Annotated in this window: 16 protein-coding genes; 10 read left to right on the top strand and 6 right to left on the bottom strand. The window is 61.6% G+C overall.

Translation table 11 applies throughout. The features are described 5' to 3' along the window. The first annotated feature begins 346 nt into the window (after nucleotides 1-346). Complete coding sequence (locus tag DC347_RS16310; protein ID WP_109863687.1) at nucleotides 347-574, top strand: hypothetical protein; 228 nt, start codon at nucleotides 347-349, stop codon at nucleotides 572-574. A 98-nt stretch (nucleotides 575-672) separates the two neighbouring features. Here DC347_RS16310 and DC347_RS21535 read toward each other — a convergent pair whose 3' ends face one another. The 3 genes from DC347_RS21535 to DC347_RS16300 all read right to left on the bottom strand — a co-directional run bounded on the left by DC347_RS21535 (nucleotide 673) and on the right by DC347_RS16300 (nucleotide 2,720). Then, complete coding sequence (locus DC347_RS21535) at nucleotides 673-1,071, bottom strand: hypothetical protein (protein WP_133247100.1); 399 nt, start codon at nucleotides 1,069-1,071, stop codon at nucleotides 673-675. Nucleotides 1,072-1,197: 126 nt separating this feature from the next. Beyond that, a complete protein-coding gene (locus tag DC347_RS16305) occupies nucleotides 1,198-1,845 on the bottom strand; it encodes a hypothetical protein (RefSeq protein WP_109863686.1) in 648 nt (215 codons plus the stop codon). A 188-nt stretch (nucleotides 1,846-2,033) separates the two neighbouring features. Then, nucleotides 2,034-2,720, bottom strand: a complete 687-nt coding sequence (locus DC347_RS16300; protein WP_133247099.1) for a DUF4304 domain-containing protein — start codon at nucleotides 2,718-2,720, stop codon at nucleotides 2,034-2,036. 1,525 nt (nucleotides 2,721-4,245) lie between these two features. Here DC347_RS16300 and DC347_RS22185 point away from each other — a divergent pair. From DC347_RS22185 to DC347_RS16275, 4 genes are all read left to right on the top strand, one after another. Continuing rightward, on the top strand, nucleotides 4,246-4,938 hold the full coding sequence (locus tag DC347_RS22185; protein WP_368665759.1) for a DUF6572 domain-containing protein: 693 nt from the start codon (nucleotides 4,246-4,248) through the stop codon (nucleotides 4,936-4,938). Nucleotides 4,939-5,067: 129 nt separating this feature from the next. Next, entirely contained in the window at nucleotides 5,068-5,679 is a 612-nt protein-coding gene (locus DC347_RS16285) for an RNA polymerase sigma factor (RefSeq protein ID WP_165838057.1), read from the top strand. Further along, nucleotides 5,676-6,350, top strand: a complete 675-nt coding sequence (locus DC347_RS16280; protein ID WP_109863681.1) for a hypothetical protein — start codon at nucleotides 5,676-5,678, stop codon at nucleotides 6,348-6,350. Before DC347_RS16285 ends, DC347_RS16280 begins: the two co-directional genes overlap by 4 nt. Before the next feature lie 53 nt (nucleotides 6,351-6,403). After that, nucleotides 6,404-6,970, top strand: a complete 567-nt coding sequence (locus DC347_RS16275; protein WP_109863680.1) for a DUF2975 domain-containing protein — start codon at nucleotides 6,404-6,406, stop codon at nucleotides 6,968-6,970. Between the two features lie 66 nt (nucleotides 6,971-7,036). Here DC347_RS16275 and DC347_RS16270 read toward each other — a convergent pair whose 3' ends face one another. Continuing rightward, nucleotides 7,037-7,609 (bottom strand): suppressor of fused domain protein, encoded by a 573-nt coding sequence (locus DC347_RS16270; RefSeq protein WP_109863679.1) that lies wholly within the window; start codon nucleotides 7,607-7,609, stop codon nucleotides 7,037-7,039. A gap of 330 nt (nucleotides 7,610-7,939) precedes the next feature. Between DC347_RS16270 and DC347_RS16265 the strand changes: the two genes are divergently transcribed. Then, entirely contained in the window at nucleotides 7,940-8,383 is a 444-nt protein-coding gene (locus DC347_RS16265; protein ID WP_109863678.1) for a hypothetical protein, read from the top strand. A 36-nt stretch (nucleotides 8,384-8,419) separates the two neighbouring features. Here the strand turns inward: DC347_RS16265 and DC347_RS21820 are convergent, their stop codons facing one another. After that, nucleotides 8,420-8,794: a hypothetical protein gene (locus DC347_RS21820; RefSeq protein WP_133247098.1), complete on the bottom strand. Its 375-nt coding sequence runs from the start codon at nucleotides 8,792-8,794 to the stop codon at nucleotides 8,420-8,422. Between the two features lie 985 nt (nucleotides 8,795-9,779). Between DC347_RS21820 and DC347_RS21525 the strand changes: the two genes are divergently transcribed. After that, on the top strand, nucleotides 9,780-10,352 hold the full coding sequence (locus DC347_RS21525) for a hypothetical protein (protein WP_133247097.1): 573 nt from the start codon (nucleotides 9,780-9,782) through the stop codon (nucleotides 10,350-10,352). Nucleotides 10,353-10,566: 214 nt separating this feature from the next. Here DC347_RS21525 and DC347_RS16255 read toward each other — a convergent pair whose 3' ends face one another. Then, nucleotides 10,567-11,034, bottom strand: coding sequence for a MarR family winged helix-turn-helix transcriptional regulator (locus DC347_RS16255; RefSeq protein WP_109863676.1), 468 nt, complete (start codon nucleotides 11,032-11,034; stop codon nucleotides 10,567-10,569). Between the two features lie 131 nt (nucleotides 11,035-11,165). Here DC347_RS16255 and DC347_RS16250 point away from each other — a divergent pair, with 131 nt between their 5' ends. Genes DC347_RS16250 through DC347_RS16240 form a run of 3 tightly spaced genes read left to right on the top strand, consistent with a single transcriptional unit; the run spans nucleotide 11,166 to nucleotide 14,216 of the window. Then, complete coding sequence (locus tag DC347_RS16250; RefSeq protein ID WP_109863675.1) at nucleotides 11,166-12,104, top strand: SDR family NAD(P)-dependent oxidoreductase; 939 nt, start codon at nucleotides 11,166-11,168, stop codon at nucleotides 12,102-12,104. Nucleotides 12,105-12,106: 2 nt separating this feature from the next. Continuing rightward, nucleotides 12,107-13,000, top strand: a complete 894-nt coding sequence (locus tag DC347_RS16245) for an amidohydrolase family protein (protein WP_109863674.1) — start codon at nucleotides 12,107-12,109, stop codon at nucleotides 12,998-13,000. Nucleotide 13,001: 1 nt separating this feature from the next. Further along, nucleotides 13,002-14,216: an acyl-CoA dehydrogenase family protein gene (locus DC347_RS16240; RefSeq protein ID WP_109863673.1), complete on the top strand. Its 1,215-nt coding sequence runs from the start codon at nucleotides 13,002-13,004 to the stop codon at nucleotides 14,214-14,216. Nucleotides 14,217-14,236 lie beyond the last annotated feature (20 nt).

The following is a 14,236-nucleotide window of genomic DNA, read 5'->3' as shown; positions in this document are numbered from 1 at the left end:
AGAAACTAATGGCCATTGACATTCGTCTGCCGCCTCGTGGCTAGACCAGGCGTGCTGGAGTCACGTCTGCGCTTCCGCCACCGCAATGATCCTAAAGGTCTTTTCTGGCATCTGGATCGAGTCGAGGACTTTCAAACATTCTGGAAGCTGCGGATATTGATGACCTGGTACTCGATTCGTCCGACATTCCATCAGTTGAGCTGGCGGCGACTGTTCGGAGAGCTGCGGGCTGGGACTAATACCGCCAGTGCCTGCACCTTTTCAGCTGCTTTTAGCGGCGTAAGATCAAGTCCTCGGCTGGCTGATGGCGACGGCGAAAGAGGTTTGGCAAACTATGAACGACCATATGAAGACCAGCCAGGAAAAGAAGCACTGGTTTCCATCAGTAGCCGGCATCATCGGCGGACTTATCCCTGGAGTTGCTGCACTGTTCAACCAATTTTCCTCACCATTCTGGATCACGCTTAACATCGTTGTAATCGTGCTGGCCTTCGGGTTCGTCGTCGCCAATGTCATTGGGCTGGCAGTGGTCCGGTACCGCAAGTCATCAAACCCGGGCACACACGATCGTTGAGGCCGTCAGATCTTCGACTGAACCGATTCTGGCTCTCGCCTCCTGTCCGTTCAGCGATCGCCTTACGGACACTTGCCCTCGCCGCCGAGCGCCGGCGTTTACGGGATGGGGAGACCAGTCCGATTCTGAGGAGTCCAATCCACCGGGTAGCCGAACTCCTCTAACGACAGAAGGAGGGGTTCGGGACGCTTGGGCGACCAGAACGTCCACCACACGCTCGGATCTGTGGTGACAATTTCGACATCCCAAGCTATTGGTGGGAAGAAGTTTCGTCGCTTTTTCGCGAAGACCTGCTGGACCTGCTCGCGTGGGATCGCCCAGGGGCCGCGTCCGGAGAGGCGCGCTAGTCCGCGGCCACGGAACTCTACTTGCTTCGGTGTAACAACAAGACGGATCCAAGGTGGGCCCGCCTTGACCCTGTAGTTGCTGTAGGCGCCGCCAATGAACTCCTGTCTCAGCGTTTCACCACTAATACCGTCACCCTCGGCGTTCCCCATGAGGGGAGTTTATGGCACGCAGAAAACAATGTCCGGTCAGGGATCCTGTACCGGGCAACTAGGGACTCGTCGGGAGAGGAGAGAGCCTGACCGATCACCGTGGTTGTGATGTTTCGGGCGGGAGCGTTAGCTTGGCCGGGCTTGGCCGCCAGTTATGGCCAAGAAGCGGCCCGCACGTCGAAAGTCACGGGCAAGGAACCCAAGGCCAATGATCAATACGGCCGCACCGATGGTCATGAACCACGCGAACGGGCTGTCTCCATGTCTACCGAAATTTACGGCTTGCGGAATGAAGAAGAGCGGGATCATCGGTTGCAGCAGTAGCTGGGTGGCAACGTTCTTTCGGAGTTGCACTGCAGCGGCCCTGACGACCGCAAGATGCTCAGGATCTAGTGGCGCTTTCCCCGCGATCTGCCGGCGGATGCGCTTTCGTTCGTCGCTCTCCAATGAGAGCAGCACGTCGATCCTTCCGGACTGCACAGCGGGTGCAACTCTCTTCGCGTAGTAGATCAGTCCGCCAATCAAGACAGTGCATGCGGCAAGTGAAATCCCAAGGGCCAGAAGGATAGGTCCTTTGTCTGCAGTATCGGGAAAAAGCAGGGCTCCAATTGCTGCCCCCACAGCCACGGAGAGGGCCAGCCCAAGCGGGAAGTAGCGGGTGTAATACGTCTTTATTGCCTCACCGAGACCGTTGTCCTGGACGCCTTCGGCTCGCCGCATGGCCACTGTCCACCGCTCGTTGGACTCGGCCATAAGATCGTCAATGCCGCTCATTGTCTTCTTCCCATGGATATTTCTAGCGCAAAGAGGAAAGCGCTGTAAGCCCAGCGGACCAAATCTTGAGGAAAGACTATGAGGAGAAGACAGGCCATGCCCCCTAAGCCGGTGGCCCAAAGGGCGCTCCTGCGTTCGATAGGGGATCCTTGAACGGGAACTGCTGGTCTTCCGTTCGGATATTGGCATTAAGCCGGCGGACGGCCCTTGATTTCTGGGATCAAGTCTTGGTGGCCGTGACGGTCAAGGTAGCTCGTCAGGTATCGAATGTGCGACTGCAGGACGGGACGGTGGACATATTCGACCAGTACTCGACGCTCTCGCTCGTCGTCTCCCCGGACCCGGCAGAGATCTGCGATGTCGAGTGACCCGGCTGGGCCGAGGCCCAATGGGAGCGGACCGACCTCGTCAAAGCTGTCCAGGATGCTGAGCGCGTCGGGAAAGGAATCAAGCCACGGTAGCCCGACCTGGCGCAGCGCGGTGTCGGCATTCCCTGACGCCTTGGGGTCGTCGAGCTTCCACCAGCTATCACGCGCATCCTGCCCGCTGATCAGTTGACCGATAGTCCGCCTTAGATGGCAGTCGTAGTCATTGATCCACGGACGTCGAGGTGTGTGAGTACGGGTCATCTCCGGCACATGCACCCCGAAGTCGAGCCGGAACGACCCATAGAGACGTTCGCGCAAGCCGGGGACCTCCGTCCATGCGGGTGGTTCCTTTGGCGCCATCCAGAAGCAGACCACGTGAACGAGACCATCGCTGGCGAGACGGTTGAAGCAGTGCCGACGCTTCTTGAACCCGGCCGCCTTCAAAAGCGGAGCTTGGTTGTCAACGATTGCGCGCATTCGCTGAGATTCAGGAATCAAATCCGTCACCGGCCAAATCTATCGCCAGTCCACGCCCAAACCTGCCCGCGGAAGCCTGTTGAGCGTGTCCTAATGAGGATCCCTTACCGGACGCCGCAGCGTCTTAGGACGGGGCTAAGTCGTCCAATTGCGCGAGGCCGTGCCGTGAGTCACTGAGCAGGGCGCGGTGCATCACGACACCGAGAAGTCCTGCGCGCCCACCAACGAGATCTTGGTCGAAACTCAAGCTCCGAGGGGCTACGGCGAGGATAACCCAGGGTCCTTGGATCCTGAACCGACCGGGGATTTCAAACCCACCCCTGAACTCATATGTCATTCGTCCCTCTTCCGATTGCGGTCGGTCTGTCCCAGTGTCCTTCAGCCCGCTCATCCCCGCAGGATGTCCACCTTCCACGGTTGTCCCGGTACATCAGGAACGGGCGTTGTGCCGGGCAGTCGTTCCGGTGGGGTGGATTCATATCTAGTGCCGCACCGGGTAACCGAGCGTTTCTGCCGCTTCAAGGACCTCGTGTGGCCATTGAGCCAGAAACGACCACGGCATATTCTCTTGGCCAAGGAAGTTCACCTCTACCCAAGGGGCGAGAGCGGTTGGGCGGCCCATGTAAACTTCCCGGATTGCGGAGCGCTCGAGTCGCCAGGGGCCGAGCAGGCGGCCCAACCAACGGAATCGCATCCTGAATTCGAGATGTGAAGCGTGCAGAGTCAGAACTACCCAAGGCCCAAGAATCCGAGTCATAACGCCGGGTCTTGTTAGGCCGCCCTTGAACACGTAAGACATTTCAACACTCTAGTTGAGGCGCGAGGGTGCCGACTTGGTCCTGCTCTACTTGGGTCGGCAACCCCCTGTGCTGGTCTGGTAAAGGATCCCCTATCGGGGGCCAGGGCGCGCCAGTAGAGCCACCAGCTAACGGCCACTTCACCCAGCGGGGTGAACACCTTACGTGGGCGTTGCGCCCCAGCTGGGATTCAGGGAGCCGTCTAGTCTGGCTGAATGCACATAGCCCCAACATCATCCACCGCAGCAGTTTCAGGCCGGTCATGAGTATGGAGTTCGACTACAGGACCGAATGTCGTCACTTCTGCTGAAGGCGAGCTCCGCATCGCCCGGGTCGGTCTTTCCGTTAGCTTCCGCGGCCAGCAATACGACATAGATTCGGAGATGCTGGCTCCGCCTATGAGCATCGTCGTCTATTTCCAGCGCAGCTTGGCTGCGGGGGCTGATGATTCGGAGCCGATCCGGCAATTCGTCCTGGACGCGCTGGAGTTCAATGGATTCAACGTTGAATCGGCGTAGGCCAACCTGATGCACTCTTCGTGACCCTTGCGATGTCACTCGACGGTCCGCACTCTGACTGGACCTCGCCCGCCAGGGATCCGTCGCAAAGTTCCGATCCGATCCTCGGCCGGGCTACCGGCCCCGAACGTCATCGATGTGCCGAGCTACGTGCACCGTTCAAAGTTTTTGGGAGTTCTCGTTACAGTTTGTTGGCTGCCGGACATTAGCAGGGCATGAGCTTGCAAACGATGGGGGACCGTGTGGATCTGGAGAGGGAAAACCGATTCCTCGCCGCTCACGCGTCGGCCCACGACGGTATCTATCGCTTTCTTCGTCGCAGGACGGAGGGTGCCGCTACTGCGGAAGACCTGTGCGCGGAGGTCTTCAGGATCGTCTGGGAGAAGTCCGGCCAGGGCATGTTCGCCGCATCGATGGTCGCTCCTGCAGCGATCAAGGCTACGGCCGCCTCCTGGGCCCAGAACCGACTGCGGTCATCATGGGCGCCCATGGCGACCGGGGGAACATGTCGGTCCCCGGGTAGGCTGGCGTTGCGGTCGACACTCCTGCGTCCAGGATCAACTGTGTCGACACGTATGCCCCGCCTTCACTCAAGAGGAGACTGCCCTGTCCGGAATCCAAGAACCCAACGTGATCGATCTCGTGACGCACGATCCGGTGCGCGACGAGTACAAGCTGATCATGGTCGAAGACCGTCCATGGGCGGGCGCTCCCGGGCAGCTTGAGCAGCTGAGGGAGAAGATCAACAATTACGCCATGTTCGTACTCGATGAAGGTCTCCTGCGCTCATACCCAGAGGCGGCCGGACATCCTGTATGCATCCAACTGGACTGCGTGAGTACGCCCACTGCAGAGATTCAGGAACTCATTGACCTGGCATCGGAAAGACTCCGTGATTACGGCATCCGGTTCGCCGTAAACCAAGTTGGCTGAACACCGCTTCATGGATCGCCCCTCTCCGGCAAAGGGACACAAGTCAGGCCCCGAGCTTCTCCGCTGCGAAAACAGTCCCAGGACCGGGAACCTTTTCCGGACCTGCGGACACTACAAGGCATGAGGCATATGGGGGAATCCGATGAGAACCTGTGGCGTGCGTGCGTCGGCGGCGACGCTGACGCTTTCGGTGCCCTGTTCAACAGGCACGCCGACGCGGTCTTCCGCTACTGCCTCTCCCGCTGCGGATCCTGGCACGACGCCGAGGAGCTCGTCTCGATCACCTTCCTGGAGGCCTGGCGGCAACGGAACAAGCTGAAACCACAAAAGGACAGTCTTCTCCCGTGGCTCCTCGGGGTCGCGACGAACGCGAACCTCAATAGGGCCCGGGCATCACGGCGGTACGCCGACTTCCTGACCAGGCTGCCGCATTCGGACTTCCGTCACGGCGAACATGAGGCAGACCATGCCGAATCGGTCACCTCACGGGTCGACGCCGAACGTGAAGTCCTCGAACTGCTCGATACAACCGGGGGGCTGCACGAGGGGGAACGGGACGTCGTGATCCTGTGCTTGATGAACGGAATCAGCCAGGAAGACGCAGCCAAAACTCTCGGCATCCGCGTCGGGACCGTGAAATCAAGACTGCATCGGGCAAAGGCCAAGCTGGCCCAGATAAACCAGACCCCAGTGCCCGTCGACCAAATAGACACCGCGATGATTGAAGCGAGGCTGTCATGAACCTGCCCGAAGTAACCTACCCGCAGGACACGAAAGAGCGCGTCCGGAACCTGCTCGTCCAGGAAGCACGCCGCAAGCCGAAGCGTTCACGCAAATGGCTTGCCCTCCCCGTCGTGATCGCCGTTGCCGGCACCGCCCTGGCCGGGACCACCGCCGCCGGGGTCTACACGGCCCTTGCCCCGGTCAACGATAAACGCGACATCCGCTGCTACTACCGAGCCGACCTCGCCACCACCTACCCCGTCAAAGCAGACCCGAAAGTAATCATGCCGCCCTACCTCAGCACGGGGATGATGATGGCAGGATTCGACGCGAAGAATAACCCAAACCCAGGTGACCCGAACGCAGGAATGGAACAGATCACCGACCCGATCAACCAGTGTGGCCGCCTCTGGCACATGGGATCGATGAACCCCCAGGGGATCACCGACGACCTCATTCCCGCCGGTTTCGTCCGACCCACGCCCACGGCCGACCCCGGCAAGTCACGCGAAAATGGAATGCCAAGTAATAAGTACGGCAATCCACTCGGCGGCCCTGCCGGGTCAAACAAACTCATCGGCCACTACGTCCCGCAGCTGACCGCGTGCGTCGTCGACAACAGCGTCGCCGTCATCCCCGGAGGACCAGAAATCTGCGCCCACCTCGGAATCCCCTCCCTAGAGAAATAGCAGAGGTGTCGTCCGGTAAGGGATCGTCTTATGGGACGGTTGAGGAAGGCGGCGTGGCATCATTTGATTCCATTTCCGAGTGGCTGCGCCATCTCAAAGCGGAGGGTTACGCTTCGGCCATGGGTAACGTTAAAGAACGCACCGTTCAGCCGAGCCTGTTTTTTAGCCGGGGAATCTTATTCGCACTGGTTGTCGCGCTGGTGGCCTTACTTCTCTTGTCCGTCGTGGTGCAGGTGTGGGTTTGGCCGGCGGCGGTGGAGCGGACGGTCTCCCTTTTCCCTGAAGTGGGTTCTCTCGCTGGCCAGGCAATCCTCTGGGGTGTCTGCGCGGTCCTGTGTTGGCAAGTCATTGCCGTGATTGGGCTGGAACTGGTCCGCCGCGCCCTCGGAAATAGAGCGGACTCATCAATTCGAAGGTGGATTGGCGCGGTGATCGGCTGCCTGCTCGTATTCGCCGCGCTCGTAACGGTCGCTTTCATCGCGCTGAACGAAAGAGGCTACACGCCGCCAGGGGTGATGCTCGGGCTTGTCACGGCAGGGCTCATCGCGCTGATCTCAGCGGGAGCGCTAGCCGTCTTTCTTGGTAGCAACCCCCCATTGAGCATGTACTCGCAGAATTAGACGGAGGACGCCGGGGCAGTAATCGGAGCGCCCGTAGAAGGATTCTGTACCGGCCGCGGCGACCATCTATATGGTGTGGACTGGCAGCGAAGGTCGGCGCCAGTCCGTCAGGTCCGGGTCGTGTTCGGCCAAGAGGTCTTCCAAGGCCGGCCAGCCATGCGTCGAAACAAAGCCAGCTTCGGCAGGGTAGAGCGGCATGAGCCAAGAGATGACGATCGGCCCCTCGGGGTCCTCACATGTCGCGAACGCTTTCGGCTGGTAGACGGGGATACCGAAGTAGAAGGCTTCAAGGCCGGTGTCTGGATCCAGCGGCCCCCACGGGCCGATGACCTCACCCCGCAGAGGCGCCCGCCCCTGGTGGATCACACCATCCACGAGCTGCTGCAAGATCGACGGGACGAAGCGCTCAAAGTGGCCGCTTCGGACCATTATCAGGAGCTCCATCCGGACGGACGCCTTACCCGGCACGGCCAGCGGGTACCGGCTGAGACCCAGAGTCGAATACGAGGTCACACCCTCTATCGGCCCGTCAACGAGCCTGATGACCTGCGCATGCTGCGGGTGGCCGTCTGCATCCTTGGACCACCCCACGGCAATGGTCCCCAGATACTGTTCAAGGTGCTCGACAAGGTGTGCCATGGGCCAACCCTACCGACGGTTTAGTGTTCGATGGCTTTGCGGTCCATGGACTTGAGCGCCGCGAGCGGGAAATCCAGTGGGGCATCCGCGTCAGCTCCCCCCACTGAGAAGGAAGCTGTTCGCCCGGAAGGAGCACCTTGTCACTGAGCGTTCCTAGCGTTACACCAAGACGCGAGTTGCAGAGCGTTCGGTAAGGGATCCCTCACCGGACACCGCGCTGATTCAGGAGCTCAGGTTAGTGGGTGCCTTTATCGAGGACTATGCCCACCAGGGAACCAGTCCCGCTTCTGTCTTGGGTAGGGTAGGGTTTTCAAACTGTTTGGGGGAACATTGAAATACCGCACACTGACGACTGTTTCCGCCGTTTCTGCCCTGCTTTCTCTGACCGGGTGCTCCGGCTACTCAGGAATCGCCGCCGTCCAAAGGACCGCAGAAGCCAAAGACGATATTCCCGCCGAAATCGGCAGTGTAAACCCCAACCTGCCGTCCGGCTTCCGGTTTCTCACCGAGGACGCTGGCGTGAAGTACTACGCAGCCGAAAGCTCTGACCACGCCACTGCGTGCATTGCCGTCTACCCAGTCGACGAGCCCGACCAGTGGTTCACAGGCTGTAGCGATGGGATTACTGGTGACCGTGAAATCGTCACCGTTAGCCACATCGGCCAGCCCACTGTAAAGCTGGTGACAACCGGCTTCGATACCCGTTCTCTTGAATCAGACGGCTGGCGCAAAATTCACAGTAACGTCCTTGTGGGTACGGTCACGCGCCCGTAAGCCGATCCCCAAGTGGGCGCCCCAGCGTCGCTCGGTTTACTTCGATTCGAAGGAGATGGTCTCTGTGGTCGCGTCTTCGACGGCAGGCTTCCCGTAGATCAGTGCATACCGGGAGTACGGCTCTGGCTGATCGTTTTTGGAGGTATGGTGATCCTCCCAGCGGAGGAAAATCTCGAAGGGATTTCCTCCTGCTTTGCTTCTTGCCCAGGCGATAACGTCAGTGACTTCTCTGGCATCGGTGATATCCCATTCATCAACGAGCCAGGCGAAATTCATGGCCGGCGGTGGAAACCAAAAACGCACTCTGTAGCTCGGCGGTAGATCGCCACCTCCGACGGAGTCATCTGGAGCAGCTCGCACAATCCGCATAGGCCCGATCCTACGCCGCGAAGTCGGGAGCAGGTGGCCCATGCACCATCCTTTACAGGGCGCATGGGAAACCGAACTGAAGACGTTGCTCGACCTTGCCGGTATTCATATCCGCTGCTCAGTGCCTTGCAGGTCACTCCAATGGAGGCTCCGTCTCCGTGAGATCGACGCGTTGCTCAGGCTGCGGAGTCGTGGCATGGGAAGAGCCCGCGGGCGGGGCATCAGGGTGCTTCAGCCATGCGTTGGACTCCGCATTTCCGTGCGCGACAACCTCGACTGCCACAGAATCCCAGCGATAGACGATGGTGCCGGCGGCGGGACGCTGCGATGTGATGTAGAAAAGTCCGGGCCAAGCTAGGGCGCCGATTGGCGGTCCATCGGGATCCGGATTCGCCAGGCTCACGCCAGCTTCCCATGCCACATCGCGACCGACATGAAATGGCAGCCCGACAACATCAGGCACCGTTACCCGGTCGGCGGACCTTTCTTTCATCCTCCGCAGCGGCGTCCGGTGGGGATCCCCCAGCGGACAGAGTTTGTCGAGGGTGGCCAGCGGCGACCGGCGAGATGAAGATAGAGGTAGTCCAATCCAATTAGGGGGCAAGGTGATAAGCGCTTTTCGATGGAGCCGGGTCGCCCTGGTCTTGACAGCAGTGGTAGGTGCGGCGTTAGTCCTTCTGGCGTTTCCGCTCACTTTGTTCCTGGCTGACGGACTGCCCATCCACCCTTTTTCTGCAGTTCTATACATTGGGGGTGCCGGAGTCCTAGCTCTAGGTCTGTCCGCCGCCAGTTTCTTACGTCCTGGGACCCGTGCAAAAAAGTTTTGCACCATCGGATCGGGCATGGTCGGCATGGCTAGCCTCGTTATTGGAGCACTTACCCTTGACCAGCTCTATACCGCGATCTAGCTGGGTGCCTTGGCTGAAAAACCAAAACTCACTTTCGGCGGAGGACAACTACCTCCGGGTCGGCGGCGCCCGCTGAAGGATCCACTTACGGCACAAGCAGCCGACGCTAGGCTGAGGTTGTGATCGAGTCAGCCGCCTTTGTCATACGCGCCGTTGGCCACGCCGTGGATTTGGTTGTCGATCCGTTCCCTCCTTTAGACCCTATAGCGGCGCTGCAAGCTGCCAGACGGGGCCAAGAACCGGAAGCCCTTCGAGTGCCTCTGGTGTTCACCGGAGTGCATTCGGGACCAGTCGAATTGGCGATCGAGGTTTTGCAAGAACGTCCGGAAGCCGCGGCTCCTGTGTGGGAAGACGTCCACGAAGTGTCCCTAACACTGCCGGAAGGGCGGGCCTACTTCAATACCCCCACGGATTGGGAAATGAAGGACATTGGCAACGTAACCGGTGACGAAAAGGGCAGCTACCGTGCAAGGGTCCACAGTACCGGCCGCGATGCAGCTTTTGACCTCGTTGTGGACGCCCCGACCGAGCAGCACCTGGTCCAGGTCTGGAAAGAATCAGCATCCCCGCCAATTACTATTTCGTCCCGGTCAGAACATGGCAAAAGCATTCCGGAGTTCATCAGGTCGTGGCAGACATCCGAAACCGCGACGTCGCGAACAGAACCAGGGCCTATTGACCTTCCCCGATAGGTAATCCCCCCAGGGTGCCCGGTAAAGGATCCTTCAGCGGGCGCTCGGATGACGTGTACGGCATAGGCCGTGTCTAGGCGGCTCTGCCGTGGGGACCCGGCGTTTGACGGGAGGCGTCAGGGGATTCTGGGTCGTCCGAAACCTCGTCGAAGAAACGTCGGGGTCGTGGTAGCCACAGCGGGACGATGAGAATTACAGAAATCCAGCCGGACGCCTACTCCGCCGCGCCCCACAGGGCCTTGCGCAAAAGCCGCTTCAGTTCCTGGGACTCACCGTCGGTCAGTCCGGCCAGCTGGTGAAGTTCCGCGGCGTCCAGGGCTGCCCGGGCCTTGGTATGCATCCTGCGGCCCTCGGCCGTGGAGACGATGATCTTGGCGCGCCGGTCCTGCTTCCCCTGCGCCCTTTCCACCAGGCCGCGGCGCTCCAGGTCGTCCACCAAGGTGACCACCTGGCTCGGGTCCAGGCTGAGGAAGTCCGCCAGTTCCCGCTGCGTCGGCTCCAGACCGCTGCACGCCAGCGTCAGGACCGAGAAGGAGCGCTCCCGCAGGCCAAAGTCAGCCAGGGCTTTGTTGTTCAGCACCGAGCCGGCGGTGTGCAGTTTGGCCAGCAGCAGGCCCACATCACTGCCGATCCTCGCTGCCGCAAGGCGGGGGGTCTGAACTTCGGTGCCCAAGGTGGCCATCACAACTCCGGTGTAAAAAACAATCGTTGACTTTTTCAATGATCCGTAATTTCATTGATCCCAACAAGGATCTCACACCGCAGTGGGACCACCCCAACGGCTTCGGTCGGCGCATGCGAAGGAGCAGGCCAATGAGCTTGAACGGCAAGGTTGCAATCGTCACCGGCAGCGGGCAGGGCCTTGGCCTTGCCTACGCACGGGAACTGGCCCGCCAGGGCGCCGCCGTCGTCATCAACGACGTGAACGCCGAGACTGCCGCCCAGGCTGTGGCGCAGATCGAGGCCGACGGCGGCCGGGCCGCCGCGGTGGTGGTTCCGGTAGGGACGACGGACGCCGCCAAGGCGCTGGTGGCCGGAGCAGTGGACACGTTCGGACGGCTGGACATCCTGGTCACCAACGCTGGAATCCTGCGGGACAAGTCCCTGCTGAAGATGACGGACGAGGACTTCGACCTGGTCATCAACGTCCACCTTAAGGGCACTTTCACCTGCGTCCGGGAGGCCTTCGCGTATTTCAAGGAGAACAACGTGCAGGGCCGCATCATCACCATCGGGTCGCCCACCGGGCAGCGCGGCAACTTCGGCCAGACCAACTATGCGGCGGCGAAGGCCGGGATCGTGGGCATGGTCCGGACCTGGGCGCTGGAAATGAAGAAGGCAGGCGTCTCGGTTAACAGCGTCATTCCCGTGGCAGCCACCCCCATGACCAAGACCGTCCCCTACTTTCAGAAGGCAGTGGAGGCGGACGAGCGCGGCGAGGCCATGCCGTCCTTCTTCCGCCATGACCTGGGCTTTGGAACGGCCGACGACGTCGCCGGGCTGGTCGCCTTCCTCGCCTCCGACGAGGCCGCCGCCATCACCGGCCAGGCCATCGGCGCCGGCGGTGACCGGCTGCAGGTCTGGACCCACCCGGAAGCGGCCACCACCGAGTACCGTGAGGGCGGCTGGAGCTATGAGGCGCTGCAGGAAGACGCCGGCCAGCTGTTCACCCCGGAAACGCTGCAGAGCTACGGCGAGGAATTCCTGCCACTGCCGGAGGACCTCAAGCCCGAACCGGCCCAGGTACGCTGATCATGGCAACGGACCGCTACGAGCTGGACGTCGACGCCAGCAAGCTCGACGCCATCGACATGCACGTCCACCTCGAGGTGGACAGCTGCGGCCACGGCTCCCTGCCCGAGGAACTGACCGAGGCCTCCGCCAAATACTTCAAGGCCGAGGACCGCACCCCCTCCCTGGACCGCATCGCCGAGGTGTACCGCGAACTGAACATGGCCGCCGTCGTCTTCACCGTGGACGCCCGCACCCAGCTCAAGCACGAACCCAACAGCATCCCGGAGCTCATCGCCGGCGCCGCCCGGAACAACGACGTCCTGATCCCGTTCGGCAGCGTCGATCCACGCACCGGCGAAGACGCCATCGCCGGAGCAAAGCACCAGGCCATTGAACTCGGCGCCCGCGGCTTCAAGTTCCACCCGTCCCTGCAGGGCTTCGACCCCTCAAATGAACGGTTCTACCCGCTGTGGGAGACCCTCCAGGAACTCGGGCTGCCGGCCATCTTCCACACGGGCCAGAACGGCATGGGCGCGGGCCTGCCCGGCGGGTACGGCATCAAGCTCGCCTACTCCAACCCCCTGCTGCTGGACGCCGTGGCCGCGGACTTCCCGGGCCTGCAGATCATCATGGCCCACCCCTCAGTACCGTGGCAGGACGAGGCAAACTCCATCGCCACGCACAAGGCCAACGTCTTCATCGACCTCTCCGGCTGGTCGCCCAAGTACTTTCCGGAGTCCTTGGTGAAGGCTTCCAATTCCTACCTGCAGGACAAAGTGCTGTTCGGCACCGACTTCCCGCTGATCACCCCGCAGAAATGGCTCGGTGCCTTCGCGGGCCTGTCCCTGAAGGACGAGGTCCGGCCCAAGATCCTCAAGGACAACGCGGTGCGCCTCCTCGGGCTGGGTGGCTGAGATGGGCACCAGCAGCACGACGACGGCTGCGGGCGTGGGTGCCCGGCTCTACGAGGCAGCGGACTGGTACGACGCCGAGTGCCTGCTCACACAGGACGAGCGCCGGGTCCTGGCCCGGCTGCGGGAGTTCCTGGACCGGGAAGCAAAACCCCTGCTGGCTGAGTACTGGGAGCGCGGCGAATTTCCGGAGCAGCTCGCCCGGCCGCTGATCGACCTGGACCTGATGGAACCTGCGGAACTCACCAAAGACGGGCCCGCGCGCGGAATCTACCAGGGCTTCCGGATCTTCGAACTTGCCCGCACTGATGCCTCGCTGGCCACCTGGTACACCGCCCAGGCCGGCCTGTTCCGCACCGCCATCCGGGTGGGCGCCTCGGCGGAGCAGCAGCGCGAGTGGATGCCCCGGGTCATCGACTTCTCGCTCAAGGGCGTCTTCTCCCTGACCGAGCCCGAGCATGGATCGGACATCGCCGGCGGCCTCTCCACCACCGCACGCCGTGAAGGGGACGGCTGGATCCTTGACGGCGCCAAGCGCTGGATCGGCGGCGCCGCCACCGCGGACGTCCTGGCCGTCTTCGCCAGGGATGCAGCCGACGGGCAGGTCAAGGCCTTCCTCGTGGACCGGGAGGCCGACGGGGTCACGCTGGAGAAGATCCACGGGAAGACGGCCCTGCGGATGATGCAGAACGCCCACATCACGTTGGAAGGCGTCCGTGTTCACGAGTCCATGCGGCTGCACAACGTGGACTCGTTCAGGGACGTCGCGGCGATGCTCCGGGCCATGCGCTCGGACGTCGCCTGGATCGCCACCGGAATAGCCGCAGGTGCCTTCGAGGCAGCCCTTGCCTACGTCAACGAACGCCGTCAGTTCGGACGCACCCTGGGTTCCTTCCAGCTGGTCCAGGAGAAACTGGCCCGCATGCTGGGGAACGTCACGGCCAGCCTGTCCCTGGTGGTCAGGCTCACCGAGCAGCAGGCCAAAGGCATTTACCGCGACCAGGACTCGGCCCTGGCCAAGATGCAGACATCCCTGTTCATGCGCGACACCGTAGCGCTGGCCCGCGAAGTGGTGGGCGGAAACGGCATCACCCTCGCGGCCGACGTCGCGCGGTTCCACGCCGACGCCGAGGCCGTCTACTCCTACGAAGGCACCCACGAGATCAACGCCCTCATCATCGGCCGCGCCCTCACGGGCGAAAGCGCCTTCACCCGCTGAACCACTACTTCTTCACCCAA

Source organism: Pseudarthrobacter sp. AG30 (assembly GCF_003116525.1).
Lineage (GTDB): Bacteria > Actinomycetota > Actinomycetes > Actinomycetales > Micrococcaceae > Arthrobacter.
This window is presented reverse-complemented; position numbering and strand designations above follow the sequence as displayed.